The 26,952-nt window shown below is 71.7% G+C and carries 19 protein-coding genes; 10 read left to right on the forward strand and 9 right to left on the reverse strand.

From position 1 onward, the window contains the following. Positions 1–62 precede the first annotated feature (62 nt). Entirely contained in the window at positions 63–815 is a 753-nt protein-coding gene (locus ICC28_RS39110; protein WP_282704125.1) for an NADPH-dependent F420 reductase, read from the reverse strand. A gap of 334 nt (positions 816–1,149) precedes the next feature. Further along, positions 1,150–1,362, reverse strand: coding sequence for an EF-hand domain-containing protein (locus tag ICC28_RS39120; protein ID WP_188293636.1), 213 nt, complete (start codon positions 1,360–1,362; stop codon positions 1,150–1,152). A 135-nt stretch (positions 1,363–1,497) separates the two neighbouring features. On the opposite strand from ICC28_RS39120, the gene ICC28_RS39125 reads away from it, so the two are divergent. Beyond that, a complete protein-coding gene (locus ICC28_RS39125) occupies positions 1,498–2,130 on the forward strand; it encodes a GNAT family N-acetyltransferase (RefSeq protein WP_188293637.1) in 633 nt (210 codons plus the stop codon). 30 nt (positions 2,131–2,160) lie between these two features. Here ICC28_RS39125 and ICC28_RS39130 read toward each other — a convergent pair whose 3' ends face one another. The 6 genes from ICC28_RS39130 to ICC28_RS39155 all read right to left on the reverse strand — a co-directional run bounded on the left by ICC28_RS39130 (position 2,161) and on the right by ICC28_RS39155 (position 8,742). Next, on the reverse strand, positions 2,161–3,414 hold the full coding sequence (locus tag ICC28_RS39130) for a YncE family protein (RefSeq protein ID WP_223190726.1): 1,254 nt from the start codon (positions 3,412–3,414) through the stop codon (positions 2,161–2,163). Beyond that, positions 3,414–4,190, reverse strand: a complete 777-nt coding sequence (locus ICC28_RS39135; protein ID WP_188293653.1) for a polysaccharide deacetylase family protein — start codon at positions 4,188–4,190, stop codon at positions 3,414–3,416. The genes ICC28_RS39130 and ICC28_RS39135 overlap by 1 nt, the downstream gene beginning before the upstream one ends. Before the next feature lie 219 nt (positions 4,191–4,409). Then, positions 4,410–4,913 (reverse strand): ATP-binding protein, encoded by a 504-nt coding sequence (locus ICC28_RS39140; RefSeq protein WP_188293638.1) that lies wholly within the window; start codon positions 4,911–4,913, stop codon positions 4,410–4,412. Positions 4,914–5,187: 274 nt separating this feature from the next. Beyond that, positions 5,188–5,955, reverse strand: a complete 768-nt coding sequence (locus ICC28_RS39145) for an enoyl-CoA hydratase/isomerase family protein (RefSeq protein WP_188293639.1) — start codon at positions 5,953–5,955, stop codon at positions 5,188–5,190. Positions 5,956–6,091: 136 nt separating this feature from the next. Next, entirely contained in the window at positions 6,092–7,339 is a 1,248-nt protein-coding gene (locus tag ICC28_RS39150) for an Ig-like domain-containing protein (RefSeq protein ID WP_188293640.1), read from the reverse strand. A gap of 173 nt (positions 7,340–7,512) precedes the next feature. Beyond that, a complete protein-coding gene (locus ICC28_RS39155) occupies positions 7,513–8,742 on the reverse strand; it encodes an Ig-like domain-containing protein (protein WP_188293641.1) in 1,230 nt (409 codons plus the stop codon). A 274-nt stretch (positions 8,743–9,016) separates the two neighbouring features. Here ICC28_RS39155 and glgX point away from each other — a divergent pair, with 274 nt between their 5' ends. From glgX to ICC28_RS39190, 7 genes are all read left to right on the forward strand, one after another. Further along, positions 9,017–11,284, forward strand: a complete 2,268-nt coding sequence (gene glgX, locus ICC28_RS39160; protein WP_188293642.1) for a glycogen debranching protein GlgX — start codon at positions 9,017–9,019, stop codon at positions 11,282–11,284. Positions 11,285–11,356: 72 nt separating this feature from the next. Then, on the forward strand, positions 11,357–13,261 hold the full coding sequence (locus tag ICC28_RS39165; RefSeq protein WP_188293643.1) for an ABC transporter ATP-binding protein: 1,905 nt from the start codon (positions 11,357–11,359) through the stop codon (positions 13,259–13,261). Beyond that, complete coding sequence (locus tag ICC28_RS39170) at positions 13,258–15,102, forward strand: ABC transporter ATP-binding protein (RefSeq protein WP_188293644.1); 1,845 nt, start codon at positions 13,258–13,260, stop codon at positions 15,100–15,102. Before ICC28_RS39165 ends, ICC28_RS39170 begins: the two co-directional genes overlap by 4 nt. A gap of 43 nt (positions 15,103–15,145) precedes the next feature. Next, the gene (locus ICC28_RS39175; RefSeq protein ID WP_188293645.1) at positions 15,146–16,882 is read left to right on the forward strand and encodes an ABC transporter ATP-binding protein; all 1,737 of its coding nucleotides are present in this window, start codon (positions 15,146–15,148) and stop codon (positions 16,880–16,882) included. Continuing rightward, positions 16,879–18,630: an ABC transporter ATP-binding protein gene (locus ICC28_RS39180; protein ID WP_188293646.1), complete on the forward strand. Its 1,752-nt coding sequence runs from the start codon at positions 16,879–16,881 to the stop codon at positions 18,628–18,630. The genes ICC28_RS39175 and ICC28_RS39180 overlap by 4 nt, the downstream gene beginning before the upstream one ends. 265 nt (positions 18,631–18,895) lie before the next feature. Continuing rightward, positions 18,896–20,974 carry a M4 family metallopeptidase gene (locus ICC28_RS39185; protein WP_188293647.1) on the forward strand — a complete coding sequence of 693 codons (2,079 nt, stop codon included), beginning with the start codon at positions 18,896–18,898 and terminating at the stop codon, positions 20,972–20,974. Between the two features lie 102 nt (positions 20,975–21,076). Continuing rightward, positions 21,077–21,580, forward strand: coding sequence for a DUF1990 family protein (locus ICC28_RS39190; protein WP_188293648.1), 504 nt, complete (start codon positions 21,077–21,079; stop codon positions 21,578–21,580). Positions 21,581–21,798: 218 nt separating this feature from the next. Here the strand turns inward: ICC28_RS39190 and ICC28_RS39195 are convergent, their stop codons facing one another. After that, entirely contained in the window at positions 21,799–24,417 is a 2,619-nt protein-coding gene (locus tag ICC28_RS39195; RefSeq protein ID WP_188293649.1) for a glycosyltransferase family 1 protein, read from the reverse strand. Between the two features lie 341 nt (positions 24,418–24,758). Here ICC28_RS39195 and ICC28_RS39200 point away from each other — a divergent pair, with 341 nt between their 5' ends. Both ICC28_RS39200 and ICC28_RS39205 read left to right on the forward strand, forming a co-directional pair. Further along, positions 24,759–25,997 carry a S8 family peptidase gene (locus ICC28_RS39200; protein WP_188293650.1) on the forward strand — a complete coding sequence of 413 codons (1,239 nt, stop codon included), beginning with the start codon at positions 24,759–24,761 and terminating at the stop codon, positions 25,995–25,997. Positions 25,998–26,223: 226 nt separating this feature from the next. Further along, positions 26,224–26,952, forward strand: a 729-nt coding sequence (locus tag ICC28_RS39205; RefSeq protein ID WP_188293651.1) for a maltotransferase domain-containing protein, incomplete at its 3' end; no start/stop codon positions are given.

Genomic DNA, 26,952 nt, shown 5'->3' on the forward strand with positions numbered 1-26,952 from the left:
GCGTGAAGTACAAGGAGACGGCGCGGGGCGGGCTCGCGGTGAACATCATCGAGTGCTGAGCGTCAGGCCCTGAATTCCGGCTTGCGGTCCGGGGAGGCCTCCGCCAGGGCCTTGGTGACCTCCTCGACTCCGGCGCGCAGGCCGTAGACGGGGGTGTCGGGCTGCTGGCGCCAGGAGTCGTCCAGGCCGCCGGCGTCGACCGTGTCGTAGCCGAGTTCGTCGATCAGGGCGCGGACCTTCGCCTTGGCGGCCTCGTCGTCGCCGGCCACCGGCAGGGCCATGCGGTCGGGGGCACCGGCGGGGCGGTGACGGTCCAGGATGTCCTGGGCGTAGGTGCCGTTGAAGGCCTTGACGACGGTGTGGCCGATCTGGCGTGCGGTCCAGCGGCTCTCGGTCAGGCCCTCGTCCTCGATCGCGGCGATCTTGCCGTCCCGCTGCCGCGGGTAGTAGTTGCCGGTGTCGATGACGGCGACGCCGTCCGCCGCGCCGTCCAGGAGGCCGGAGGGGAGGTCCGGTACGGCCTTGAGCGGGATGGTGATGACGACGATCTCGGCGCCGCGTGCGGCCTCCGTCACCGGGACCGGTGTCGCGCCGGTCTCCGCCGCCAGCTCCGCGAGCGTCTGCGGTCCGCGCGAGTTGGCGACGGAGACCTCGTGGCCGAGGGCGGTCAGCCGCCGGGTGAGGTTGCCGCCGATGTTGCCCGCGCCGATGATGCCGATCTTCATGACAGAGCCTTCCGGGTTGAATGCATGTGCATGGGTTCGCTGGTGTGCGTCAACCGCGGCGGTCGGCGGGCTATTCCGGGCGGCGGCAATCGGGTGAGCGGCGCCAGAGCCGTACGACGATCCTGCCCGTGCGGCGGTCGGACTCCGTCAAGCGGTGGGCGTCCCGGATGCTGTCGAGGCCGTCGAAGACCTCGGCGACGACCGGACGGAAGCCGCCGTCGGCGAGACCGGCGTCGAGGAAGGCTGTGGAGCGGCGCCGGGCACGGGGTGGCCGGCGGCCTGGACGTGCCGTTGGAGGAGGTGCTGCCGGAGGAGGACGGCACCCGGCCCGAGACGGCACCGGATCCGGTGGAACGCGCCGACTACGCCTCGGGCATGACGAAGGGGCGCCCGTCCTCGCGGACCGACGCCCCTTCTCCGCGCGTCACTTGTTCAGGTGGGCCCAGAACTCGTCGAACGACAGCATCTTGTCGCCGTTGAGGTCGCGGCTGGCGATGACCGCCTCGGCGACCGCCTCGGTGACGTTCCAGTCGCCGCCCTGGGCGAGGGCGGTCTTGAACTCGGCCGCGGTGATGAAGCCGTCACCGTCCGTGTCGATCCGCTCGAACTGCTTGCGTGCTTCCTCGATGTCCGCCACCGATCCGCCCCTTCGTTGCGCGCCTTGCCTGATGCGTACTGGCTTGATTGCGAAGGTCAGATTAACCGCCCGTGCAGTCGTCGATCACGTCTGGGAGCCTGGGGCCTGCGGTGGACGGAGACTCAAGGAGTGCGAGTGGAGACCTTGCGGGACATTCTCGACGCGGCGGCGCGGGGCGTGTTCCCGCCGGCCGACGGCGGCACGACGGTCGTTGCCCAGCACGCGCCGCGTGACGCGGGCGTCCTCGCCTTCACCGCGCACTCCGTCGTCTTCACGGACGAGGATCCGGACTGGGTGTACGAGACGCTGCGGGCGACGGAGTGCGACGCGCTGGCTGCGACCATGAACCCGCGGTTCCTGGGGGCTCTTCTCGACCGGACGGGGCGTACGACCGACACGATCGACGTGCTGATGGTCGCGGACCCCCTGTCCGGGCGGCCGGGCCTTCCACTGACGGAGATCGCCGATCCCGGGCACCCGCGTGTGGTGTCCTCCCGCAGGCGGCGCGACGACGTGCGGGTGTGGGCGGCGGACGGCGGGGTGCTCGTCGTGGGGCGCGGGGTGGCCGGGCGGCAGGAGGTCGCGGTGGAAGTGGACGAGGGGGTACGGCACCGGGGGCTGGGCCGGGCGCTGGTGACGGCCGCCCGGCAGCTCGTCGCGGAGCCGCTGTGGGCGCAGGTCTCGGCGGGGAACGCCCGCAGTATGCGGGCGTTCCAGGCGGCGGGGTACCGGCCGGTGGGCTCGGAGGCGTTGCTCTTCGCGCGGTAGGGGTCCGTCAGGTCGTGTACGGGGGTCAGGTCAGCGGAAGATGCCCGTGTGGCCCAGCGAGTAGCGGCCCGGCTGCGGGTACACCGCGAGGCCGTGCGGGCCGCTGCCCACGGGGATGCGGGCGAGCTGGGTGCCGGTGCGGGTGTCGATGGCGTACACCTCGGCGTCGTAACGGCCCGACAGCCACAGGACCTTGCCGTCCGCGGAGACGCCGCCCATGTCGGGGCTGCCGCCGTCGGGCAGGTGCCACTTCTTGGTCAGCTTGTCCTGGGTGAAGTCGAAGACGGAGACGGACCCTTCGCCACGGTTGGAGACGTACATCTCGCGGGAGTCGCGGCTGACGTAGAGGCCGTGGCAGCCCTTGCCGGTGGGCAGGAGCTTCGGCTCGTCGAACGTGTCACCGTCCAGGACCCACATGCCGTTGGCCATCATGTCGGCGATGTAGAACTTCTTGCCGTCCGGGGAGATCTTCACGTCCTGCGGCATGGCGCCGTCGAAGGGGAGCTTCTGCTGGCCGACGACCTTCATCTTCTCGGTGTCGACCTTGAGGAGTTCGCCGCTGAACTCGCAGGAGACGATGAAGTACCGGCCGTCCAGGGAGAAGTCGGCGTGGTTGACGCCGTAGCAGGTGACGGGGACGGTCTTCTTCCGGTCCATGGTGTGCGGGTCGCGGAAGACGAGTTCGCGGTCGAGGGAGGCCATGACGACGGCGTACTTGCCGTTGGGCGTGAAGTAGAGGTTGTACGGGTCGTGGACCTCGACCGGCTTGCCCGCCTTCCCCGTCTTGGGGTTGATGGGGGTGAGGGTGTGGCCGCGGTTGTTGTTGACCCAGAGGGTCTTCATGTCCCAGGACGGGACGACGTGTTGGGGCTGGCGGCCTACGGGGATCGTCTCGATGATCTCGTACGTCTTCGGGTCGATGACGGAGACGGTGTCCGACTCGGTGTTGGGGACGTAGACGCGGGAGGGGAAGTCCTTGACGACCGGGGAGAGTTTGTTCGGGCGGTCGGCGGCGTAGACGTCCTTCGGGTCGAGGACGGGGGGCATGCCGGGCAGGCCTTGGATCGGCTTCTTCTTCGGTGGGGCGGGGACGGCGGCGGCCTGGGTGTCGGTGGTGGCGGTGGCCGTGGTGTCGGTGGTGGTTCCGTCTGGGGTTTCGGTGCCGCAGGCGGCGAGGGCCGTGAGGACGGCGAGGGTCGCGGTGGTGACGAGGGTGGTCTTCACGCGGGTGGTCTTCACGCGGGTGGTCTTCACGAGGGGTCGGCGCGTCGGGGTGCGGTGCATCAGCTGAACAACTCCGTGGTGGTGACGGCGGTCAGGCCGCGGCGGTCCAGTTCTTCGAGTACGGCGGGGAAGGCGGCGACCGTGTCCGCGTAGCCGAAGTGCAGGCTCACGATCGATCCGGGGCGGATGCCGGCGGTGATGGCGCGGGTGACCGCGGCGGGGCCGGGCGAGGTGGCGTCGAGGGAGTCGACGTCGTAGGAGAGGACGTGGGGGTAGCCGGCCCTGCGGGCCAGGCGTTCGACGAGGGGGGTGGCTCGGGCGGCGCGGGAGGGGCGGAACCAGGTGCCGATGGAGCCGGTGAGGCGGTGGAGGCGGTGGGCGCAGGCGGTGATCTCGGCGTAGGCCGCCGCCTCTTGCATCGTGTTGATGTCGAGGTGGTGGTGGGTGTGGTTGCCGAGGTCGTGGCCTGCGTCGAGGATGCGGCGGGCGAGGGTGGGGTTCTCGTCCAACCAGGTGCCTACGGCCAGCACGGTGATGCGGGTGCCGTGTCGTTCGGCCTGGTTGAGGAGGGCGTGAGCGGTGGTCGGGTTGCCGTTGCCGTGGAAGGTGAGGGCGACGTGGGGGATGGTGCGGGGGCCGTGGGTGAGTTGGGCGGGGTGGGTGGGGAGGCGGTGGGGCGTGGGGGTGGGGGTGGGGGTGGGGTGGGGGCTTGGTGGCGGGGCTCGGTGGGCTTGGGTGGTGGGGGTGGAGCAGGCGGGGGTCAGGGTGGTTGCGGTGACGAGGCCGGCGGTGGCTTGCAGCAGCGTCCGGCGGTCGGTCGGGGGCACGCGCCCTATTTAAGGGGTGGCGTGGGGGAAATGGGGTGATTGGGCCGGTTGGTGGCTTGTGCGGGTCGCTTGGGTGCGGCTCTGTGTTTCTCCGCCCCCGCCGCCCCTACCCGTCCCATCACCAGGGGCTCCGCCCCCTGGACCCCCGTTCGGCCTGAACGGCCTCGTCCTCAAACGCCGGACGGGCTGGATGTATCGGCCTGCGTTTCCACCTGTCGGGCGGAGGTGTCAGCGGTCTGCGACTCTCATTTCGAACCAGGTTGTCTTGCCTCGGGGGAGGAGGTCCACTCCCCATCTGTCGGCGAGTTTGTCGACGAGGAACAGGCCTCGGCCGCTGATGTCCATGTCCTGGACCGGCATGAGACAGGGGAGGCCTCGGGAGGGGTCGCGGACCTCGATGCGGATCCAGCCTCGGCGGCGGCGCATGCGGAGGCCGAAGACGCGGGCGCCGGTGTGGCGCACGGCATTGCCGACCAGTTCGGAGACCAGTAAGACGGCGTCCTCGGTCATCTTGGGGGTGAGACCCCACTGGCGCAGGACGACGACCTGGGCCAGTCGGCGGGCCGTCGCCGCGGACTCGGGGCGGGAGGGGAGGGGAACCTCGGCCTCCGTCGGGTTGCCGAACAACTCCAGCGCCTTCACTGCGTGTTCGTCCTCGACCGCCGGCGACCAGCGCGCCGCCGTCGCACGGCCGTGTCCCCGCGGCTGTTCGATGCCCTCCAGCCCCGCCATGCCCCCATCATGGCCGCCCAGGGCGCCTTCCGGGGCCGTTCCGGCGGAATACGCCCCCCGGAATCCATCATTCCGCAGCGGCTGATCGGCATATGCCAGCGGCAGTTCGGAGGTGGTTGCAGCCCGTCTGAGCTGCGGCAATGGCTCGATCGGAGGCAATCGACCGGCTCCCTCGGCAAGACAGGCTTAAGGCTGAGTTAAGGCTGCCATAAACCGCCCCTTCGAGGGACCCGGATCAGACATCGCGTCAATTGCAAGGGCCACGCGGGGTCTTCTAGAGGAATTTCGCCTTCCCCGGACCCTCCTCCACGAAGCTCCTCATCCCCGTCTCCCGGTCCGCCGTGGCGAACAGGCCCGCGAACCAGTTCCGTTCCACCGCGAGGCCGGTCTCGATGTCCGTCTCCAGCCCGGTGTCGATCGACTCCTTCGCCGCGCGCAGCGCGATCGCCGGGCCCTGCGCGAGCTTCGCGGCCCACGCGTGCGCCTGCGCGTACACCTCCTCGGCCGGGACCACCCGGTCCACCAGGCCCAGGGTCAGCGCCTCGTCCGCCTTGACCATCCGGCCCGTGAAGATGAGGTCCTTGGCCTTCGAGGGGCCGACCAGACGGGACAGGCGCTGGGTGCCGCCCGCGCCCGGGATCAGACCGAGCAGGATCTCCGGCTGGCCCAGCTTGGCGTTCTCCGCGGCGATGCGGAAGTCCGCGCACAGTGCCAGCTCGCAGCCGCCGCCGAGGGCGTAGCCGGTCACCGCGGCGACGACGGGCTTGGGGATGCGGGCCACGGCGGTGAAGGAGTCCTGGAGGGCTCGGGCGCGCAGGACCATCGCCGTGTGGTCCATGGCCTGCATCTCCTTGATGTCCGCGCCCGCCGCGAACACCTTCTCGCCGCCGTAGATCACCACGGCACGCACGTCCTCGCGGCGGGTCGCCTCCTCGGCGAGCTCCTTCAGACGGTCCTGCGTGGCGACGTCCAGCGCGTTCATCGGGGGGCGGTCCAGGCGGAGGGTACCGACACCTTCGGCCACTTCGAGATTCACGGTCATGCGTGCAGGTTAACGGGGACTAACGGGGGGAGGGCGGGTGCGGTGCCTCACATTCGGCCGGGGGCGCGGTGCCTCACATTCGGGTGCGTACGACAACGGCCCCGGTCGCCCGGGGCCGCCGTACGTCATCCGTGTCTTACGCCTTCCACTTCTCCCACGACATGTTCCAGCCGTTGAGGCCGTTGTCGGGGGCGACCGTCGCGTCGTTGGAGTTCTTCACGATCACCACGTCGCCGATCATGGACTGGTTGTAGAACCAGGCGGCCGGAGCGCCTTTGTCCCAGGCGCCCTTGACGTCGCGCAGGCCGACGCAGCCGTGGCTGGCGTTGTAGTTGCCGAAGGCGTCGCCGCCCCAGTAGTTGCCGTGGATGAAGGTGCCGGACTGGGTCAGGCGCATGGCGTGCGGGACGTCCTCGATGTCGTACTCGCCGGTGTAGCCGACCGTGTCGCCGTTCATCCGGGTCTGGACGAACTTCTCGGTGATGACCATCTGGCCGTTCCAGGTGTCGTACCCCGGCTTGCCGGTGGTGACCGGGATGGTCTTGACGACCTTGCCCTCCCGCATGACCTTCATGTGCTTGGTCTTCACGTCGACGACGGAGACCTGGTTGCGGCCGATGGTGAAGGAGACGGTCTTGGCCTGCTCGCCGTAGACGCCGTCGCGGCCCTCGACGCCGTCGAGGTTGAGGTCGACGGTGACCTTGGTGCCCGCCTTCCAGTACTTCTCGGGGCGGAAGTCGAGGCGGTCGTTGCCGAACCAGTGGCCCTCGACGTCGACGGCCGGCTCGGTCTTGATGTCGATGGCCTTCTCGACGTCGTCCGGGTTGGTGATGCCCCGGTCGAAGCGGATGGAGAACGGCATGCCGACGCCGACCTTCGAGCCGTCCTCGGGCGTGAAGGTGCCGGTGAAGGTGTTCTGCGGGGTGAGGGTGGTGAAGGTGGACTCCTCCTCCGTCTCCCGGCCTTCGGAGTCCTTCGCCACCGCGTGCACCGTGTACGCGGTCGATGCCGCCAGGTGCGTGGACGGCGTCCAGCTCGCGCCCCCGTCGGTGATCTTCCCGGCGATCTTCTTGCCCTTGCCGTCCGTGACCTCGACCTCGGTCAGTTTGCCCTTCGTGGCGCTGACCTTGAGGGCGCCACTGGTGTCGACGGACTTGGCGCCGTCCTTGGGTGCGATGGAGACGACCGCCTGCGACTGCTTGCTCTCGGTCTGCCCGGAGCCGCCGCCGGGCTTGCCCTTCCCGTCGCCCCCGGACCCCGTGTCCGAACCGCCGCCGCACGCGGTGACGGCCAGCAGCAGCCCTCCGGCGAGCACCGCCGTCAGCCTCCGGCGTCCTCGCGCTCGTGCGCCAACCGACGCCCCCGATATCGGTCGCACGTTCAAGTCGTCTCCCCTCGCCGGGCCTGTTCAGGCCCCCGCCCCCGCGCGTGTCGCAAGCGCTCGGCGCATATTAACCAGATGGTCATCAGCGCCGGAGCCCGCGATTGTCACCGTTCCGTACCGAGTTCAGTTGCCGACTTCGGCGGACAGGTCCGGCAACGTGTCGCTCTGTCCGGTTACTTCACCGCACTGCCGGCCTTCCACTCCTTCCAGCCCATGTTCCATCCGCCGAGGCCGTTGTCGGGAGCCACCTTCTTGTCGTCGCTGCGGACCACCTCGACGACGTCCCCGACGAGGCTGCGGTCGAAGAACCAGCCCGCCGGGGTGTCCGAGCCGCCGCCCTTGACGTCCCTGAGCCCGACGCAGCCGTGGCTGACGTTGGCCTTCCCGAAGACGTCGCCGCCCCAGTAGTTGCCGTGCAGGAAGGTGCCGGAGTCGGTCAGCCGCATGGCGTGCGGCACGTCCGGGATGTCGTACTCGCCGCCGAAGCCGACCGTGCGGCTGTTCATGCGGGTCACTTCCAGCATCTCGGTGACGACCATCTTGCCGTTGTACGTGGTGGTCTTGGGGGCACCGGCCGTGATCGGCACGGTGGCCAGCAGCTCGCCGTCCCGGCGGACCTCCATCGTGTGCCGGGACGCGTCGACCGTGGAGACCTGGTGGCGGCCGACGGTGAAGGAGAACGTCTTGTACTGCAGGCCGTAGACGCCGGGTGCCCCCTCCACGTCACGCAGTTTGAGGGCGACCGTGACGCGGGTGCCGGGCTTCCAGTAGCGCTCGGGGCGGAAGTCGAGGCGGCCCTTGCCGAACCAGTGCGGCCGGATCTCGACGGCCGGCTGCGCGGTGACGTGGACGGCGCGTTCGACGGCGGCGCGGTTCTCGATCTCCCGGTTGAACTCCAGGGAGACGATCATGCCGGTGCCGACGGTGGAGCGGTTCTCCGGGGAGACGTAGCCGATGAAGCGCTCCTCCGGGACGTGCGTGGTGAAGGTGGTGCGGCGGGCGGAGCGGCGGCCGTGGCCGTCCAGCGCGACCGCGTCGACCGTGTACCGGGCGGCCAGCGCCAGCCTGCGGTCGTCGGGTTCCCAGCGCAGGCCGTCGGCGGAGATGTGCCCGGGAACGGAGGTCTCCTGCGCGTCCTGGGACTTGACGACCTTCACCGACTCCAGGCGCCCGCTGGGCACCCGTACCCGCAGTGTGCCGTCCTGCCGGACGCCCTTGCTGCCGTCGTCCGGCGAGACGTGGATCACCTCCTCGGGCGCGGGCGGCTTGCCGAGCCCGCCGAGACCGATGCCGCCGCCGTTCCCCGAAGTGCAGCCGGCGGCCGCCGCCAGCAGCCCTGCCCATGTCAGTACGGCCACCAGCCCGGCCCTCGCGCGCCGCGCGCGCCCTTGTGCATGCCTCACGGGGTGCTCAACGACCGGGCACGCTCCGGGGAAACGTGAGTGCGAGCCAAGCGCTGGGCAGAACAGTGGGGAGGACGACGCGACAGGGAGCCACGGCTGCGAGCCGAAGGGGCGCGCCGCTGTCGGGAGGGCGGGCGCGCGGAGGCCCGAAGGGCTGAGCACGGTCGCCCTCCCGACAGCGGCAGAAGCGCACCGGAGCGAGCGGCCCGAAGAAGGGGCCGGGGACTCCGCATGCCCGTCTGCCCGTCGTTCCGCGAGCCGTGGGAGGCCGAGCGTGTCCAGCAGCGCAGCCGAGCGTGAGGCAGTGCAGGAGCGTGCCACCGAGGGCACGGGTGTCGTACTGAACGGCGCGCGGCGCCGGACTCCGGCCGTGCCGGTGTGGCCAGGTGCGCCGACGCCCCTGGGGGCCCGGTTCCGGGTGGGTCCGGACGGGGTGGCGGGCACCAACTTCGCACTGTGGGCGGGCGGGGCCGAGGCGGTCGAGCTGTGCCTGTTCGACGAGCGGGGCAGGGAGACGCGGGCCCGGCTGACCGAGCTGACGCACGAGATCTGGCACGGCTTCGTGCCCGGCGTGCTGCCCGGCCAGCGCTACGGCTTTCGGGTGCACGGCCGCTGGGATCCGTGGACGGGCGCCCGCTGGAACCCGGCGAAGCTGCTGCTCGACCCGTACGCGCGCGCGGTGGACGGCGACTTCGGGCTGCCGCCGGAGGTGTACGGGCACGTCCGGGACTGGCCGCAGCAGCAGGTCGCCGACACCGTGCGGGACGACCGGGACTCGGCGCCGTTCGTGCCCAAGGGCGTGGTGGTGCACGACGACGCGCCGGACGACGAGTGGCGGGACGACCGGCGGCCGAAGACGCCGTGGGCGGACTCGGTGATCTACGAGCTGCATGTGCGCGGCTTCACCAAGCTGCACCCGGGCATCCCCGAGGAACTGCGCGGCACCTACGCCGGTCTCGCGCATCCGGCGGCGATCGAGCACCTGGTGAAGCTCGGGGTGACGGCGGTGGAGCTGCTGCCCGTGCACCAGTTCGCGCACGAGGACCATCTGCTCCGCCGCGGCCTGCGCAACTACTGGGGCTACAACTCCATCGGCTACTTCGCCCCGCACGCCGCCTACGCGGCCTCCGGCACCACCGGCCAGCAGGTCGGGGAGTTCAAGCGCATGGTGCGGGCGCTGCACGAGGCCGGGATCGAGGTCATCCTCGACGTGGTCTACAACCACACGGCGGAGGCGGGCGAGCTGGGCCCCACGCTGTCCCTGAAGGGCATCGACAACCGCGGCTACTACCGCCTCCAGTCCGACGCCCGCCGGTACGCCGACTACACCGGCTGCGGCAACACCCTGCACGTCGTGCAGCCGCACGTGCTGCGCCTGATCACCGACTCGCTGCGGTACTGGGTGACGGAGATGGGCGTGGACGGCTTCCGTTTCGACCTGGCGGCCGCGCTGGCCCGCTCCATGCACGACGTCGACATGCTCTCGCCGTTCCTCGCCGTGATCGCCCAGGACCCGGTGCTGCGCCGGGTGAAGCTGATCGCGGAGCCGTGGGACGTGGGGTCCGGGGGCTATCAGGTGGGCGCCTTCCCGCCGTTGTGGGCGGAGTGGAACGACCGCTACCGCAACGCCGTACGGGACTTCTGGCGCGGCGCGCTGCCGGACGTGCGGGACCTCGGCTACCGGCTGTCGGGGTCGAGCGACCTGTACGCGTGGGGCGGGCGGCGGCCGTACGCCTCGGTCAACTTCGTGACGGCGCACGACGGTTTCACGCTCCGGGACATGGTGTCGTACCACGGCAAGCACAACGAGGCCAACGGCGAGAACAACCGGGACGGCACGGACGACAACCGGTCGTGGAACTGCGGTGCCGAGGGCGAGACGGACGACGAGCGGGTACGGGCGCTACGGCGGCGGCAGCTGCGGAACCTGCTGACCACGCTGCTGCTGTCGACGGGCGTGCCGATGCTGGTCGCGGGCGACGAGCTGGGCCGCACCCAGCGCGGCAACAACAACGCCTACTGCCAGGACAACGAGATCAGCTGGCTGGACTGGGGCCTGCTGGAGGACCCCGGCTGGAAGGCCCTGTTCGACCTCACCTCGCGGCTGATCGCCCTGCGGCACCGGCACCCCGTGCTGCGCCGCCGGGCCTTCTTCTCCGGGCGGGCGCACTCGGCGGACGGGCTGCGGGACCTGGCCTGGTTCACCGCGCGGGGCACGGAGATGACCGAACGGGACTGGTACGCGCCCGCCGCCACGCTCGGGATGTACCTGTCCGGGCGGGACATCCCCGGCCGGGACGAGCGGGGGGCGCCGATCCTCGACGACAGCTTCCTCGCCGTCCTGCACGCCGGTGACCGCCCGACGGGCTTCGTACTGCCCGGGCCGCCCTGGGCGGAGGGGTACGAGGTGGTCGTCGACACGTCGCGGGAGGAGCAGGCGGAGGCGCCGGCGGCGGTGGAGCGGGCGGGCACCTCGATCACGGTGCCGGCCCGGTCGGTGCTGCTGCTGCGGGTGATCAGCGCGTCCACGCCCAGGTCGTAGGAGCTGCGGCCGACCCCGGTCCGGCCAAAAGTCGGTGGGCAGTGTCAGTGGCGAAACGTAGGCTCGCTGCTGATGTCGACGACACGTGCAACCACCGAGGAACGCTCCGCCGTCAGAACCCTGCTGCGCCTGTGGCCGTACGTGCGGCCGGTGCGCGCGAGGCTGTTCACCGCCGCGTTCGTGGCGATCGTGGCCTCGTGCACCGGGCTCGTCATTCCGCTCGTACTGAAGTGGATGGTGGACGGGCCGGTCGCCGACCGGGACTCGGCGGGGGTGTGGCTCGGGGCGCTGTTCCTGCTGCTGCTCGGGCTGGGCGAGGCCGCCCTGTTCGGGCTGCGGCGGTGGCTGGTGGCGCGGCCGCTGTCGCATGTCGAGGCGGAGATGCGGGCGGATCTGTACCGGCATCTGCAGCGGCTGCCGGTCGCCTTCCACGACCGGTGGGCGTCGGGGCAGTTGCTGTCCCGGGGGACGACGGACCTGATGCTGCTGCGCATGTTCCTCGCCTTTCCGCTGACGTTCCTGCTGGTCAACGGGGTGACGATCCTGGTCGGCGTGGTCATCATGCTGCTCCAGGACTGGACGCTGGGCCTGGTGATCCTCGCGCCGGCCGTGCCGGTGATGGTCATGTGCCTGGTCTTCGAGAAGCGGTTCGCGCAGGTGGCGCGGCAGGCGCAGGACCAGGTCGGCGATCTGACGACGGTCGTCGAGGAGAGCGTGCTCGGGATCCGGATCGTCAAGGGGTTCGGGCGGCATCGGAGCCAGGCGCTGGCGTTCCGGGAGCTGTCGCGGAAGCTGCGCGGGACGGAGCTGCGCAAGGCCCGGCTGCTGGCCGTCATCTGGCTGGTGATCGTGACCCTGCCGGAGGTCGCGGTCGGGGCGGCGCTGGTGCTGGGGTGCGTGCAGGTGGCCGACGGGGCGTTGTCGGCGGGGACGTTGGTGGCGTTTCTGTCCACGGCGCTGGCGTTGCGGTGGCCGGTGGAGTCGATCGGGTTTCTGCTGGCGATGAGTCAGGAGGCGGCCACGGCGACGGAGCGGTACTTCGAGGTGTTGGACGAGGTACGGGAGTCCGATGCGCCGGGGGTTGCTGGTGGGCCGGGGTCGGTGTCGGCCGGGGGTGGGTCGCGCAGCCCGGCGCCAACGGGGTGCCGCCCGCGCCCACCCGTGCCGCCCCCGGCGGCACCGCTGCCCGCGGCTGGGCGGCAGCAGCTACCCGCGGCTGGGCGGCAGCAGCGAGGGCTCTGTTTCCACAGCGTCTCCTTTCGTTATCCCGATGCTCCTCCCGACTCCCCTCCCGTCCTCGACCGCATCGATCTCCATATCCGGCCCGGTGAGTCCATGGCCCTGGTCGGGGCCACCGGGAGCGGGAAGACGACGCTGACCGCGCTCGTCCCACGGCTGCACGAGGTGACCGAGGGGCGGATCACGCTGGACGGGCGGGACGTGACCGCCATGCCCCGGGCGGAGGTGCGGGCCCTGGTCGCGATGGCCTTCGAGGAGCCCACGCTCTTCTCCGCGAGCGTCGGCGAGAACGTGCTCATGGGGGCCGGAAAGGCGGCCGGTGAGGAGGAGTTGCGGCGGGCGCTCGCCGTCGCGCAGGCCGACTTCGTACACGCCCTGCCGCAGGGCGCCGACACGCAGGTCGGCGAGCAGGGGCTCAGTCTCTCCGGCGGGCAGCGGCAGCGGCTGGCGCTGGCCAGGGCCGTGGTGGGACGGCCGCGGTTCCTCGTGCTCGACGACCCGCTGTCGGCGCTCGACGTCCACACGGAGGCCGCCGTGGAGGCCGCGCTGCGGGAGGTCCTCGCGGACACCACCGCCCTCATCGTGGCGCACCGCCCCTCCACCGTGCTGCTCGCCGACCGGGTCGCCCTGCTCTCCGGCGGCCGGATCACCGCCGTAGGCACCCACCACGAACTGCTGCGCACGAACGCCGAGTACGCCCATCTGATGGCGGGAGCCGACGAGGAGGCCCAGCGATGACGGCACCCACCACGACGGCACCGGCGAAGGACACCCCCGAGGACGAGCCCGGCGACCCCTTCGACCGGGACGTCCTGCCCACTCCCCCGGGCGCCACCGCCGCCCTGCTGCGCTCACTGCTGGCGCCGATGAAGGCGCGCGTCGCGCTCACCACGCTTCTGCTGCTGCTCCAGCAGGCGGCCGTCCAGGCGGGCCCGCTGCTGGTGGCGTACGCCATCGACCAGGCCGTACCGGCGTTCCGGCGCGAGGACCACGGGCCGTTGATCGCGGTCGCACTCGGCTATCTGCTGTGCGCGGCGGCCGGCGGCGCGTTCCAGTACGCGTTCATCATCGCCTCCGCCCGCGTCAACCAGGACGTGCTGCTGGAGCTGCGCGGCCGTATCTTCCGCCACGCGCAGGCGCTCAGCATCGACTTCCACGAGCGCTACACCTCCGGACGGCTCATCTCGCGTTCCACCACGGACGTGGAGTCGCTGCGCGAGCTGCTCAGCGAGGGCCTCCAGGAACTCGTCACGGTCATCCTGTCGTTCGTCTACATCTCGGCGCTGCTGCTCTGGCTCGATCTCGGGCTCGGGGCGCTGGCGGTGGCGTCCTTCGGGCCGTTGTACCTGCTGATGCGGTCCTACCAGCGGCGCGCGAAGCGGGTGTACCGGCTGCGGTCCACCGCGATCGCCGCCGTGATCGTGAAGTTCGTCGAGACGATGAACGGCATCCGGCCGGTGCGCGCGTTCCGCCGGGAGGCCGTCAACGACGCCGACTTCCGGGTGCTGAACCGGCGGCACGAGCGGAGCAACGGCGACGCGCTGCTGGAGATGGCCCGTTACGTCGTCGGCTCCCGGCTCGTCGCCAACACGGCCGTGGCGCTGATCGTGCTGTGGGGCGCCCACCGCGTCGCGGACGGCTCGCTGGCCCTGGGTGTGCTGGCGGCGGCGGTGCTGTACCTGCGGCGGCTGTACGACCCGATCGACCGGCTGGGCATGTTCCTCAACTCCTACCAGTCGGCGTACGCGTCCCTGGAGAAGATCGCGGGGCTGCTGGCGCAGACACCGTCCGTGCCGGAACCCACGGCGCCGCGTCAACTGCCGCCCGTCGAGGGCGAGCACCCGGGCCGCGAGGTCGTCTTCGAGAGCGTGCGGTTCGGCTACCGCACCGGCGGCGAGGTGCTGCCGCCCTTCGAGCTCACCCTGCCCGCCGGGCAGACGGTCGCCGTGGTCGGCTCGACCGGAGCCGGAAAGTCGACGCTGGCGAAGCTGCTCGCCCGCTTCTACGACCCCTCCGAGGGCCGGGTGCTGCTGGACGGCGTCGATCTGCGCGAGCTGTCCGTGCCCGAGCTGCGGCGCGGGGTGGTGATGGTGACGCAGGAGGCGTTCCTGTTCTCCGGCACGGTCGCCGAGAACATCGCCATCGGGCGGCCGGACGCGACCCGGGAGGAGATCGAGCGGGCCGCGAAGGCGATCGGGGCGCACGAGTTCATCAGCGCGCTGCCCGACGGCTACGACACGGACGTCCGCAAGCGCGGCGGCCGCATCTCGGCCGGGCAGCGCCAACTGGTCGCCTTCGCACGGGCGTTGCTGGCCGACCCGGCGGTACTGATCCTCGACGAGGCGACCAGTTCCCTGGACATCCCCGGCGAACGGGCCGTGCAGCGCGCGATGTCGACGGTGCTGCACGGCCGTACCGCGGTGGTGATCGCGCACCGGCTGTCGACGGTGGAGATCGCGGACCGGGTACTGGTCATGGAGCACGGGCGGATCGTCGAGGACGGGACTCCGGCCGAACTCATCGCCGGGACGGGGCGATTCGCCGACTTGCACCGCGCGTGGCGGGACAGCCTGGCGTGACCTTCCGCGCACAGCCCGGCGTCACCTTCCAGGGGGAGCACAAGTGATCGACGCGTACGAGGATCCGGGCACGCCCGACCGCCGTGGCGGCTGGCGGTATCTGCTGTGGCTGGTGCGGCGGCAGCCGGGGCGGTCGGCCGCGGGGGCGCTGCTGGGCAGTGTGTGGATGGTGCTGCTCGCGGCGACGCCGTATCTGATGGCGCGGGCGGTGGACGAGGGCCTGGAGCAGGGCGACATGGGCGCACTCGCCCTGTGGACGGGGCTGCTGGTCGCGGTCGGGTCGTTCAACGCCTGGCTCAGCATCATGCGGCACCGCACGATGACGCGGGTGCGGATGGACGCCAACTTCCGCACGGTCAAGGTCGTCGTGGGGCACACGGTGCGGCTCGGGGCGGCGCTGCCCCGGCAGGTCAGGGCCGGGGAGATCGTGACGATCGGCGTCGGCGACGTCCAGCAGATCGCCTCCGCGCTCACCGTGATCGGACCCGGCGTCGGCGCGGTCTTCGCCTACCTCGCGGTGAGCGCACTGCTGCTGACCGTCTCCGTCCAGCTCACCGTGGTGGTGCTGCTCGGGATGCCCCTGATCGCCCTGCTCGTCGGCCCGTTGATGCGTCGCCTCCAGGTCACGGAGGCCGAGTACCGGGAGCGGCAGGGCGTACTGACGGCCCGCATCGGCGACCTCGCGGGCGGCCTGCGCGTCCTCAACGGCCTCGGCGGCAAGGGGCTGGTCGCCGACGCGTTCCGCCACGACTCGGCCCGGCTGCGCCGCCAGGGCTACCGGGTCGGCTCGGTCACCTCCTGGATGCAGGCCCTCGGCATCGGCCTGCCCACCCTGTACCTCGCCCTGGTCACCTGGCTCGCGGCCCGCATGGCGGCCCAGGGCACCCTCACCGTGGGCGAGTTGGTCGCGGTCTACGGCTATGTCGCGGTCCTGGTCCGCCCGGTGGCGTACTTCGTCGACTGGGGCTACCAGCTCGGCCGCGGAGCGGTGGCCGCGCGACGCGTCGTACGGCTCCTGCGCCTGGAACCGGAACCGGACACCGGGACGAGCGAGGCTCCCGCGGAACCGTCGGTCCTCTACGACCCTGAGTCCGGCGTGCGCATCCAGCCGGGCCGCCTGACCGCGCTGACGGGAGACACGGGAGACACGGCGACGGTAGTGGACCGCCTGGGCAGGTACGAGCCGTCGAGAACCCTGTGGGGCGGAGTACCGCTCAGCGAGATCCCCCTGCCCCAGGTACGGGAACGGATCCTGGTGGCGGACAACGAGGCGGACCTGTTCGCAGGAGACCTACGCGAGGTGATAGCGCCCCAAAGGGGCGCGCGCACCCACATCGGACCCGCATCCGCCACCGAACACACCGAGGCACTCTCCAAGGCGCTGCACGCCTCCGCGGCCGAAGACATTGTCCAAGCCCTCCCCCACGGCCTCGACTCCCCCTTGGACGCCAACGCCCGCAACCTCTCCGGCGGCCAGCGCCAGCGCATCCGCCTGGCCCGAGCCCTCCTCGCCGACCCCGAGGTGCTCCTCGCCGTGGAGCCCACCTCCGCCCTGGACGCCCACACGGAGGCCCGTGTCGCGGAGCGCCTGCGCGAGGCCCGCAAGGGCCGTACGACGGTGATCACCACCACCTCGCCCCTGATGCTGGACCGGGCCGACACCGTCCACTATCTGGTCGACGGCAAGGTCGCCGCCACCGGCACCCATCAGCAGCTCCTCGAAGAGGACGCCGGCTACCGGTCCCTCGTGGCCCGCGACGCCGAGGAGCCCGCCCGATGACCCGCAGCCGGCTCCCCGTCGCCGACGCGGCCGCCGTGCGCCGCGCCTCGCTCCGTCTCGTACGGGCCGACGGGCGTGCCTTCCTCGGCGTGCTGGCCCTGAACGCGGCGGCCGCGGCCGCCGGGCTCGCCGGTCCCTATCTCCTCGGCCGGATCATCGACGACGTACGGGCGGGTGCCGGTGTGTCCGCCGTGGACCGCGCGGCGCTGGGCATCCTCGTCTGCGCGGTGGCCCAGCTCCTGCTGGCCCGCTGGGCGCGGTACGCGGGTCACCGCTTCGGCGAACGCACCCTCGGCCGGGTGCGCGAGGAGTTCGTCGACCGGGCCCTCGCCCTGCCCGCCTCCACGGTGGAGCGCGCCGGCACCGGCGACCTGACCGCGCGCGGCACCGCCGACGTGGCCATGGTCGGCACCACGCTCCGGGACGCCGGGCCGGAGCTGCTCATCAACATCGTGCAGGCGGTGTTCCTGCTCGGCGCGGTCTTCGTGATCGACCCGCTGCTCGGCGCGGTGGGCGTGTTCGGCCTGGTCCCGATCTGGTTCGTGCTGCGCTGGTATCTGCGGCGGGCCCGGGACGCCTATCTCGCCGAGGGCGCGGCCAACTCGGACGTCGCCGAGATCGTCGCGGCGACGGCGGCCGGTGCCCGCACGGTGGAGGCGTTCCGGCTCCAGGAGCACCGGGTCGCGGCAAGCCGGGAGGCGCTGGATCAGTCCCGGCGCACGCGCCTGCACACCCTGTTCCTGCGGTCGGTGTTCTTCCCGGTGGTGGAGGTCTCGTACCTGTTCCCGCTGGCGGGCGTGCTGCTGATCGGCGGGGTCCTGCACGCGCACGGGGCGGTGAGCCTCGGCGCGGTGGTGGCGGCCGGGCTGTATCTCCGGCAGTTCGAGGGCCCGCTCGACGAGATCCTGATGCGGGTCGAGCAACTGCAGAGCAGCGGCGCCTCGTTCGCCCGCGTGGAGGGCCTGGCCGGGGCCCCGCGCACCACCGGCGCCGAGGCACCCGCCCCGGCGGACGACCGGATCGACGTCACGGGCGTGCGCTATTCCTACGGCCGTGGCGGCGAGGTGCTGCACGGCGTCGACCTGACCGTACGCCCCGGGGAACGGCTGGCCGTGGTGGGCCCGTCGGGCGCCGGCAAGACCACCCTGAGCCGGCTGCTGGCGGGGGTCGACGCGCCCACCGCCGGTTCGGTGACGGTCGGCGGGGTGCCGGTCGTGCGGTTGGGGCCCGAGCAGTTGCGCCGCCAGGTCGTGCTGGTCACGCAGGAGCACCACGTCTTCCTCGGCTCGGTCCGCGACAACCTGCTGATCGCCGAACCGGACGCCGGTGACGAGGAGTTGTGGGCGGCGCTGCGGGCCGTCGGCGCCGAGGACTGGGTGCGGGAGCTGCCGCAGGGCCTGGACAGCCCGCTGGGCGAGGGCGGTCGGCGCACCGACGGCTCCCAGGCGCAGCAACTGGCGCTCGCCCGAGTGGTGTTGGCGGACCCGCACACCCTGATCCTGGACGAGGCCACCGCGCTGCTCGATCCGACGACGGCCCGGCGGACCGAGCTCGCCCTGGCCGCCGTACTGGAGGGCCGTACGGTCATCGCCATCGCGCACCGGCTGCACACCGCGCACGACGCGGACCGGGTGGCCGTGATGGAGGAGGGCCGGCTGGCGGAGGTCGGCACGCACGAGGAGCTGGTGGCGGCGGGCGGGGCGTACGCGCGGTTGTGGCGGACGTGGCACGGGGACCGTACGCCCTGACCCGAACGGTCCGTTTATCGGACGTGAACTCCCGGACAACGGACGATTTCCGGCCAACTTTCTGACGCGCCCCTGACAGGAGCGGTGATCTCCTGCCACTCTTCCCACGGCCGCTTCACAGCAACCCCACATGGTCACAGCAGTGCTGTGCACGGCCGCACTCCCGCACGTGGTTCCGCGTACCGCCCCGTTCTGCCCGCCCGGCCCACCCGCCGGACGGTCTCCCCTGGCCGCGCGATCCGCGGCCGCGCAGAAGGAGTCAGTGTTGAGAGACAGTTCCTCCCACAGACGCACCTCCCACACCACGCACCGCCCCACCACACACCGGCCCACCACGCACCGCCGGGCCGCCGCGCTCGCCCTGGTCGGCGTGGCCGCCCTGATCGCCACGGCCGTCCAGTCGGGCGCCGCCACCGCAGCCCCGGAGAAGGCACCGTCGGCCGCGGGCAAGGTCATACCGGGCGCCGAGTCGGTCAAGCTGTCCCCCGCCCAGCGGGCCGAGCTGATCCGCCTGGCCGAGGCCTCCCGGGTGGAGACCGCCAAGGACCTGGGCCTCGGCGCCAAGGAGAAGCTGGTCGTCCGTGACGTCGTCAAGGACGGCAACGGCACGCTCCACACCCGTTACGAGCGCACCTACGACGGTCTGCCCGTCCTCGGCGGCGACCTGGTCGTCGTCAGCACGAAGACCGACGCGACCGCGGCCGTCCGCAAGGCCACCCGGGCCGCGATCAAACCGGCCACCACCGCGGCCGCCGTACCGGCCGCCAAGGCCAGGACGCAGGCCCTCAAGGCGGCCGAGGCCGAGGACGCCGAGAAGCCCGAGATCAACCAGGCCCCGCGCAAGGTGATCTGGGCCGCGAACGGCACCCCGACCGTGGCCTACGAGACGGTCGTCGGCGGCTTCCAGCACGACGGCACCCCGCAGGAGCTGCACGTCGTCACCGACGCCACCACCGGCGAGAAGCTGTACGAGTGGGAGGCGATCGAGACCGGCACCGGCCACACGGTGTACAGCGGCACGGTCGACCTGACCACCACGCAGTCCGGTTCGACGTACAACCTCACCGACGGGGCGCGCGGCAACCACCGCACGTACAACCTGAACCGCGGTACGTCCGGCACCGGCACGCTCTTCTCCGGTCCCGACGACGTCTGGGGCAACGGCACCCCGTCCAACCTGGAGTCCGCAGCCGCCGACGCGCACTACGGTGCCGCGCTGACCTGGGACTACTACAAGAACGTGCACGGTCGCAACGGCATCCGCGGTGACGGTGTGGGCGCCTACTCCCGGGTGCACTACGGCAACAACTACGTCAACGCCTTCTGGTCCGACAGTTGCTTCTGCATGACCTACGGCGACGGCGCGAACAACGCCAACCCGCTCACCTCGATCGACGTGGCCGCGCACGAGATGACGCACGGGCTCACCTCGAACACGGCCAGGCTGGTCTACAGCGGCGAGTCGGGCGGCCTGAACGAGGCGACCTCCGACATCTTCGGCGCGACGGTGGAGTTCTTCGCGAACAACGCCTCCGACCCCGGTGACTACCTCATCGGCGAGGAGATCAACATCCGGGGCGACGGCACCCCGCTGCGCTACATGGACCGGCCGAGCAGGGACGGCTCCTCCAAGGACTACTGGTACTCGGGGATCGGGTCCATCGACGTGCACTACTCGTCGGGCCCCGCGAACCACTTCTTCTACCTGCTGAGCGAGGGCAGCGGCGCCAAGACGGTCAACGGCGTCACCTACGACTCGCCGACCGCTGACGGGCTTCCGGTCACCGGCATCGGCCGCGCCAAGGCGGAGAAGATCTGGTTCCGGGCACTGACCACGAAGTTCACCTCCACCACCAACTACGCGGGCGCCCGCACCGGCACCCTGGCGGCGGCCGGTGAGCTCTACGGCACCACGAGCGCCGAGTACAAGGCCGTGCAGGACGCGTGGGCGGGCGTCGCCGTCGGCTCCCGCTCCGGCGACGGCGGCGGTGGCGGCACCTCCTTCGAGAACACCACCGACGTGTCGATTCCGGACAACGGCGCCGCCGTGACCTCGTCGATCAACGTCACCGGCCGGACCGGCAACGCGCCCGCCAACCTCCAGGTCGCGGTGGACATCGTGCACACCTACATCGGTGACCTCCGGGTGGAGCTGATCGCACCCGACGGTACGGCGTACACGCTGAAGGGGTACGGCACGGGCGGCAGCTCGGACAACATCAACACCACCTACACGGTGAACGCCTCCTCCGAAGTCGCCAACGGGACCTGGCAGTTGAGGGTCCAGGACAACGCGGCCCGCGACACCGGCCACATCAACAGCTGGAAGCTCACCTTCCCGTAGGCCGACCGGCCCCGCGGGACCCAAGTCAGGGCGCCTCCCCGGCGGTTCGACTCCCCGGGGCGGCGCCCGCCCGTGCGTCGCCTCGCCCTACTCTTGTGACCCATGTCCTTCACGTACGACGACGTCGGCGCGACCCGGGAGACCGGCTTCTGCCCGCCCGGCTTCCACCCCCTGCTCGTGCGCACGCGCATAGGAGAGGGCGAGGAAGTCTTCCGCAGAGCGGCGGAGGCCGTCCTCACCTGGGAGATGCACCGGGCGATGGGCGTGGGCGTCGACGCGGGCGCGGACCGGGCGGCGCCCGGCGTCGACGTGACGGTCACCCTGGCCGGCGTCATAAAGGCGCCCTGCCGCGTGGTCTGGACGGTGGAGGAACGCCGCCGGGCCGGCTGGGCCTACGGCACGCTGACCGGCCACCCGGAGTGCGGCGAGGAGTCCTTCCTCGTCGACCGGACCGGCGACGGCACCGTCTGGCTGACCGTCAACGCCTTCAGCCGCGCCTCCAAGTGGTACGCCCGCGCCGGCGGCCCCGCCACCCGAGGCCTGCAACAGGCCTACGCCCGCCGCTGCGGGGCGGTTTTGCGCCGCTTGTGCGACGCACCGGAGTAGCCGGGGCCGGGCGTGAGTCGCGCAGCCCGGCGCTACGGGGTGCCGCCTGCGCCCACCCTCCCCCACGCTCGGCTTCGCTCGCGCGGGGGGACCCCCATCGCCCCAGGCGGCACGCATGCCCGCAGGCTGACGGTACTCAGCCCGTCCGGCGTTTGAGGACGAGGCCGTTCAGGCCGAACGGGGGTCCAGGGGGCGGAGCCCCCTGGACGGGGGCGAGGTCACCTCATCAGTACCCCCGCCGCTTCCATCACGTCCTCCGACGGGACCGTCACAAGCCCCAGTTCCGCGCTCGACGCGAGCAGCCGGTGGGCAGGCAGAATACGGACCGTGTACCCGTAGGGACCGGTCCGATCGAGGGAGAGAGGCCCCTCGTACACCCAGCGCCCCTCCACGTCAGCACCACCCGACGGCTTCAGCGGCACCGCCTCCCCGTCGGAGATGCGATCCTCCGCATCCACCCGCCCGGCCACCACCTGCACCTCCACGTCGTCGGGCCCCAACTCCCCGAGCCCCACCCGCACCCGCAGACTCAGCGTCGTCCCCAGCTCCGGCGTCATCGTGGCCGCCGACGTCTCCACATGGTCGACCGTCACCCCGTGCCAAGCGGCCCGCACCCGCGCCTTCCACCCGGCCAGCTCCCGCGCAGACTCCGCGTCCATGGACCGGTGGGCCAGCGCGGCAGGCGCGTAAAGACGCTCGACGTACTCGCGGACCATGCGCCCCGCCAGCACCTTCGGCCCGAGCAGCGTCAGCGTCTGGCGGACCATCTCGATCCACCGGTCCGGCAGCCCGGCCTCCCCCCGCTCGTAGAACCGCGGGGTCACCCGCTGCTCCAGCAGGTCGTACAGCGCCGCCGCCTCGATGTCGTCCCGGTGGTCGGGATCCGTACCCGTCCCGTCCGCCGTGGGGATCGCCCACCCGAAGTCCGGCTGGAACCATTCGTCCCACCACCCGTCCAGCACCGACAGGTTCAGACAGCCGTTCAGCGCCGCCTTCATCCCCGAGGTGCCGCACGCCTCCAGCGGCCGCAGCGGGTTGTTCAGCCAGATGTCGCAGCCGGGGTAGAGCTTCTGCGCCATGGCCATGCCGTAGTCGGGCAGGAAGACGATCCGGTGGCGGACCCTCGGGTCGTCCGCGAACCGCACCAGCTCCTGGATCAGCCGCTTGCCCCCGTCGTCGGCCGGGTGCGACTTCCCCGCCACGACGATCTGGATCGGCCGTTCGGGGTGCAGCAGCATCTCCATCAGCCGGTCGCGGTCGCGCAGCATCAGCGTCAGCCGCTTGTAGGAGGGCACCCGGCGCGCGAACCCGATGGTCAGCACGTCCGGGTCCAGCACCCCGTCGATCCAGCCCAGTTCCGCGCTGCCCGCCCCGCGCTGCCGCCACGACGCCCGCAGCCGCTCGCGCACCTCCACCACGAGCTGCTCGCGCAGCACCCGGCGCAGTTCCCAGATGTCCTGGTCGGGGATGTCCGCCACCGCGTCCCAGCGGTCCGAACCGCCCACCGTCAGCGCGTCCTCCGTGCGCTGGGCGCCGATCTGCCGGGCGCCCAGCCGGAACACCTCGGGAGCCACCCACGTAGGGGCGTGCACGCCGTTCGTCACCGAGGTGATGGGCACCTCGTCGGCGTCGAAGCCCGGCCACAGCCCGGAGAACATCTCCCGGCTGACGTTGCCGTGCAGCAGCGAGACGCCGTTGGCCCGCTGGCCCAGGCGCAGCCCCATCACCGCCATGTTGAAGAGGTTCGGTTCGCCGCCCGGGTAGGTCTCCATGCCCAGCCGCAGGATGCGTTCGACGTCGATGCGCGGGAGTTCGGCGTCGGGGCCGAAGTGGCGGGCCACCAGCTCGCGGTCGAAGCGGTCGATGCCGGCGGGGACGGGGGTGTGGGTGGTGAAGACCGTCCCGGCCCGTACCGCCTCGAGACCGGAGTCGAAGTCCAGCCCCTGGTCGCAGAGTTCGGCGATCCGTTCCAGGCCGAGGAAGCCCGCGTGCCCCTCGTTGGTGTGGAAGACCTCCGGCTCGGCGTGGCCGGTGAGGCGGCAGTACGTCCGTACCGCCCGGACCCCTCCTATGCCCAGCAGCATCTCCTGGAGCAGCCGGTGCTCGCTGCCGCCGCCGTAGAGCCGGTCGGTCACCCCGCGCTCGCCGAGGTCGTTCTCCTCCACGTCGGAGTCGAGGAGCAGCAGCGGGACCCGGCCGACCTGGGCCAGCCAGATGCGGGCGTGCAGCGAGCGGCCGCCGGGCAGGGCGAGCGAGACGCGGGCCGGGGTGCCGTCGGCGTCCTTGAGCAGGGTGACCGGCAGTTCGTTGGGGTCCAGCACCGGATAGTGCTCCTGCTGCCAGCCGTCCCGCGACAGGCTCTGCCGGAAGTAGCCGTGCCGGTACAGCAGCCCGACCCCGATCAGCGGCGCCCCGAGGTCGCTGGCCGCCTTGAGGTGGTCGCCGGCGAGGATGCCGAGGCCGCCGGAGTACTGGGGCAGGGCGGCGGTGATGCCGAACTCGGGTGAGAAGTAGGCGATGGCGGCGGGGAGTTCGGCGGACTGGGACTGGTACCAGCGGTCGCCGGTGACGTAGTCCCGCAGATCGTCGGCGGCAGCGGTCAGCCGGCGCAGGAAGCGGCGGTCCTCGGCCAGCTCGGCCAGCCGTTCCGGCGCCACGCTGCCCAGCAGCCGTACGGGGTCACCGTCCGAGGAGGCCCAGCGTTCGGGATCGACGGACTGGAAGAGGTCGCGCGTCTCCGCGTGCCAGGACCAGCGCAGATTGCGCGCCAGGTCGCTGAGCGGCCGGAGGGGTTCGGGGAGAACGGGACGGACGGTGAATCGACGGATCGCCTTCACATTCCACCTCGGAGGGCGTGCGGAAGAGGACGCACGGCGGTGTGCGTCCCGTCATCATCTCGACGGTATCGGTGCGCGGGCTCTGTAACCACGGCGCATTTTCTGGCGTTTCCACCGCCCCTGCCACCGGCCCCGACCGATCCTCAACCCGCACTCCGTCCGAAAACCGACGCAACCTTCACGTGTTCCCCTTCCGGCGGTATGGCCGATTCCGCCCCCGTAGGCGTCCTTGTGGCGGCTTCACCCGTCACGAGAGGCTGCTCATGGCGTGCCGGCCCGCGCCGGGTGCACCCGGCGGACAGCGGCTGCCGGACGCCGAGTCGAGGAGGGGAACTCGGATCATGGCACGGACGCGCACCTGGCGTCTGCGCTGGGCGGGGGGCCTGACCGCGGTGACCTGCACCGCGGCACTTTCGGCCATCAGCCCGCCCGCGCACGCCGCACCGGAGGGGCGGATACTCGGCGCCGGTCAGCCCGGCTCCGTCAAGGGGAGTTACCTGGTGACTCTCAAGGGGGGAACAACGGCTCCGTCGGCGGCCGGAAAGAGCCTCGCCGAGAAATACGGGGCGAAAATCAGCCACACCTACGGCACGGTCCTCAACGGCTACGCGATCCGGGCCGACGAGAGACAGGCGAGGCGGCTCGCGGCGGACTCCCGCGTCGCCTCCGTCGTACAGGACACCCAGGTGACACTGAAGGACACCCCGGGGGACACCCCGAAGAAGACCTTGAAGAAGACCTTGAAGAACCCGCCGTCCTGGGGACTCGACCGCATCGACCAGCGCAACCTGCCGCTGGACAGGAGCTACACCTGGCCGGAGTCCGCAGGCGCGGGGGTGACGGTGTACGTGATCGACACCGGTGTCCGCGTCTCGCACCGGGACTTCGCCGGCCGCGCGCGCCACGGCTGGGACTTCGTCGGGAACGACGGCTCGGCGGGCGACGGCCACGGCCACGGCACGCATGTCGCGGGCACGATCGCCGGCGCCCGGTACGGCGTGGCGAAGAAGGCGAAGATCGTCTCGGTCCGCGTCCTGGACGACGCCGGCGCGGGCACCACGGCCCGGGTCATCGCCGGCATCGACTGGGTGACCCGGCACGCGAAGAAGCCCGCGGTCGCCAACGTCAGCCTGGGCGGCACCTACAACGCCCAGCTCAACGCGGCCGTACGCAACTCGATCGCCTCCGGCGTCACCTACACGGTCGCCGCGGGCAACGACGGCCTCCCGGCCGGTCTGTACTCGCCGGCCGGCGTGCACGAGGCGATCACGGTCGGCGCCAGCGACCGCGAGGACGACCGCGCGGGCTTCTCCAACTACGGCTCGTCCCTGGACCTGTTCGCCCCCGGCGTCGCGATCACCTCGGCGTCGCACACGAGCGACACGGCCCGGGCGACCTATTCGGGTACGTCGATGGCGGCACCGCACGCGGCGGGCGCGGCCGCGCTCCAGCTGGCCGACCGGCCGAAGGCCACCCCGGCCCAGGTGTCCAAGGCTCTCGTCGCACAGGCGGCGAGCGGCAAGATATCCGGACGCGGGCTCGGCTCACCGAACAAACTGCTGCAGGTGCCGGGTTCGTAGCGGACGCCTCTGTGCACGGCACGGCGACCGGCCCCGTCCGTCACGGGCGGGGCCGGACTTGTGCGCCTGCATACGCGTGAGTAGTTAACAAAGTGCCGGATTGCCCACCCGAATAGGGTGGGAAGGCTCCTCCGGTACACCCCACAGACATGCCACAGCAGCATCCTGCAGGACCCACCTCCCCACAGCCATCCGCCCACCCACGTTGACGCGGACAGGAGCGGTCATGCCCGCCACGCACCATTCGTCAGCACCCCCGACGCGCACGTCCGAAGCACCCCCTGTACGGCGCCCGGCCGACGCCGGACCGCCGGCCCCGGAGCCATCCTCCGCGGGCGGCGCTCCCCCTGTCGGGCGCATACCCGTCCTCGACGTCCGTCCGCTCGTCCTGGGCGGGCGCAGGCCCGCGAAGGCGGTCGTGGGTGAGACGTTCGAGGTCTCGGCCACCGTGTTCCGCGAGGGTCATGACGCCGTCGCCGCCAATGTCGTCCTCCGGGACCCCGAGGGGCGTCCGGGCCCCTGGACGCCGATGCGGGAGCTGGCCCCGGGCACCGACCGCTGGGGCGCCGACGTCACCCCGACGGCTCCCGGGCGGTGGACGTTCCACGTGGAGGCCTGGGGCGACCCGGTGACCACCTGGCGGCACCACGCCCACATCAAGATCCCTGCGGGGATGGACACGGACCTGGTCCTGGAGGAGGGGGCACGCCTGTACGAGCGGGCGGCGGCCTCCGCCCCCGAAGGCTCGCGGGACGTGCTCCGCGCGGCCGTGGACGCTCTGCGGGACGAGAGCCGTCCGGCCACGGCCCGGCTGGCCGCGGCGCTGACTCCCGAGGTGGACGCGGTGCTGTCGCGGTATCCGCTGCGGGAGCCGGTCACCGCTTCCGAGCCGCTGCCGCTGCTGGTGGAGCGCGAGCGGGCCCTGTACGGCGCCTGGTACGAGTTCTTCCCCCGC

The sequence above is a fragment of the Streptomyces sp. TRM68416 genome (assembly GCF_014596915.1).
Lineage (GTDB): Bacteria > Actinomycetota > Actinomycetes > Streptomycetales > Streptomycetaceae > Streptomyces.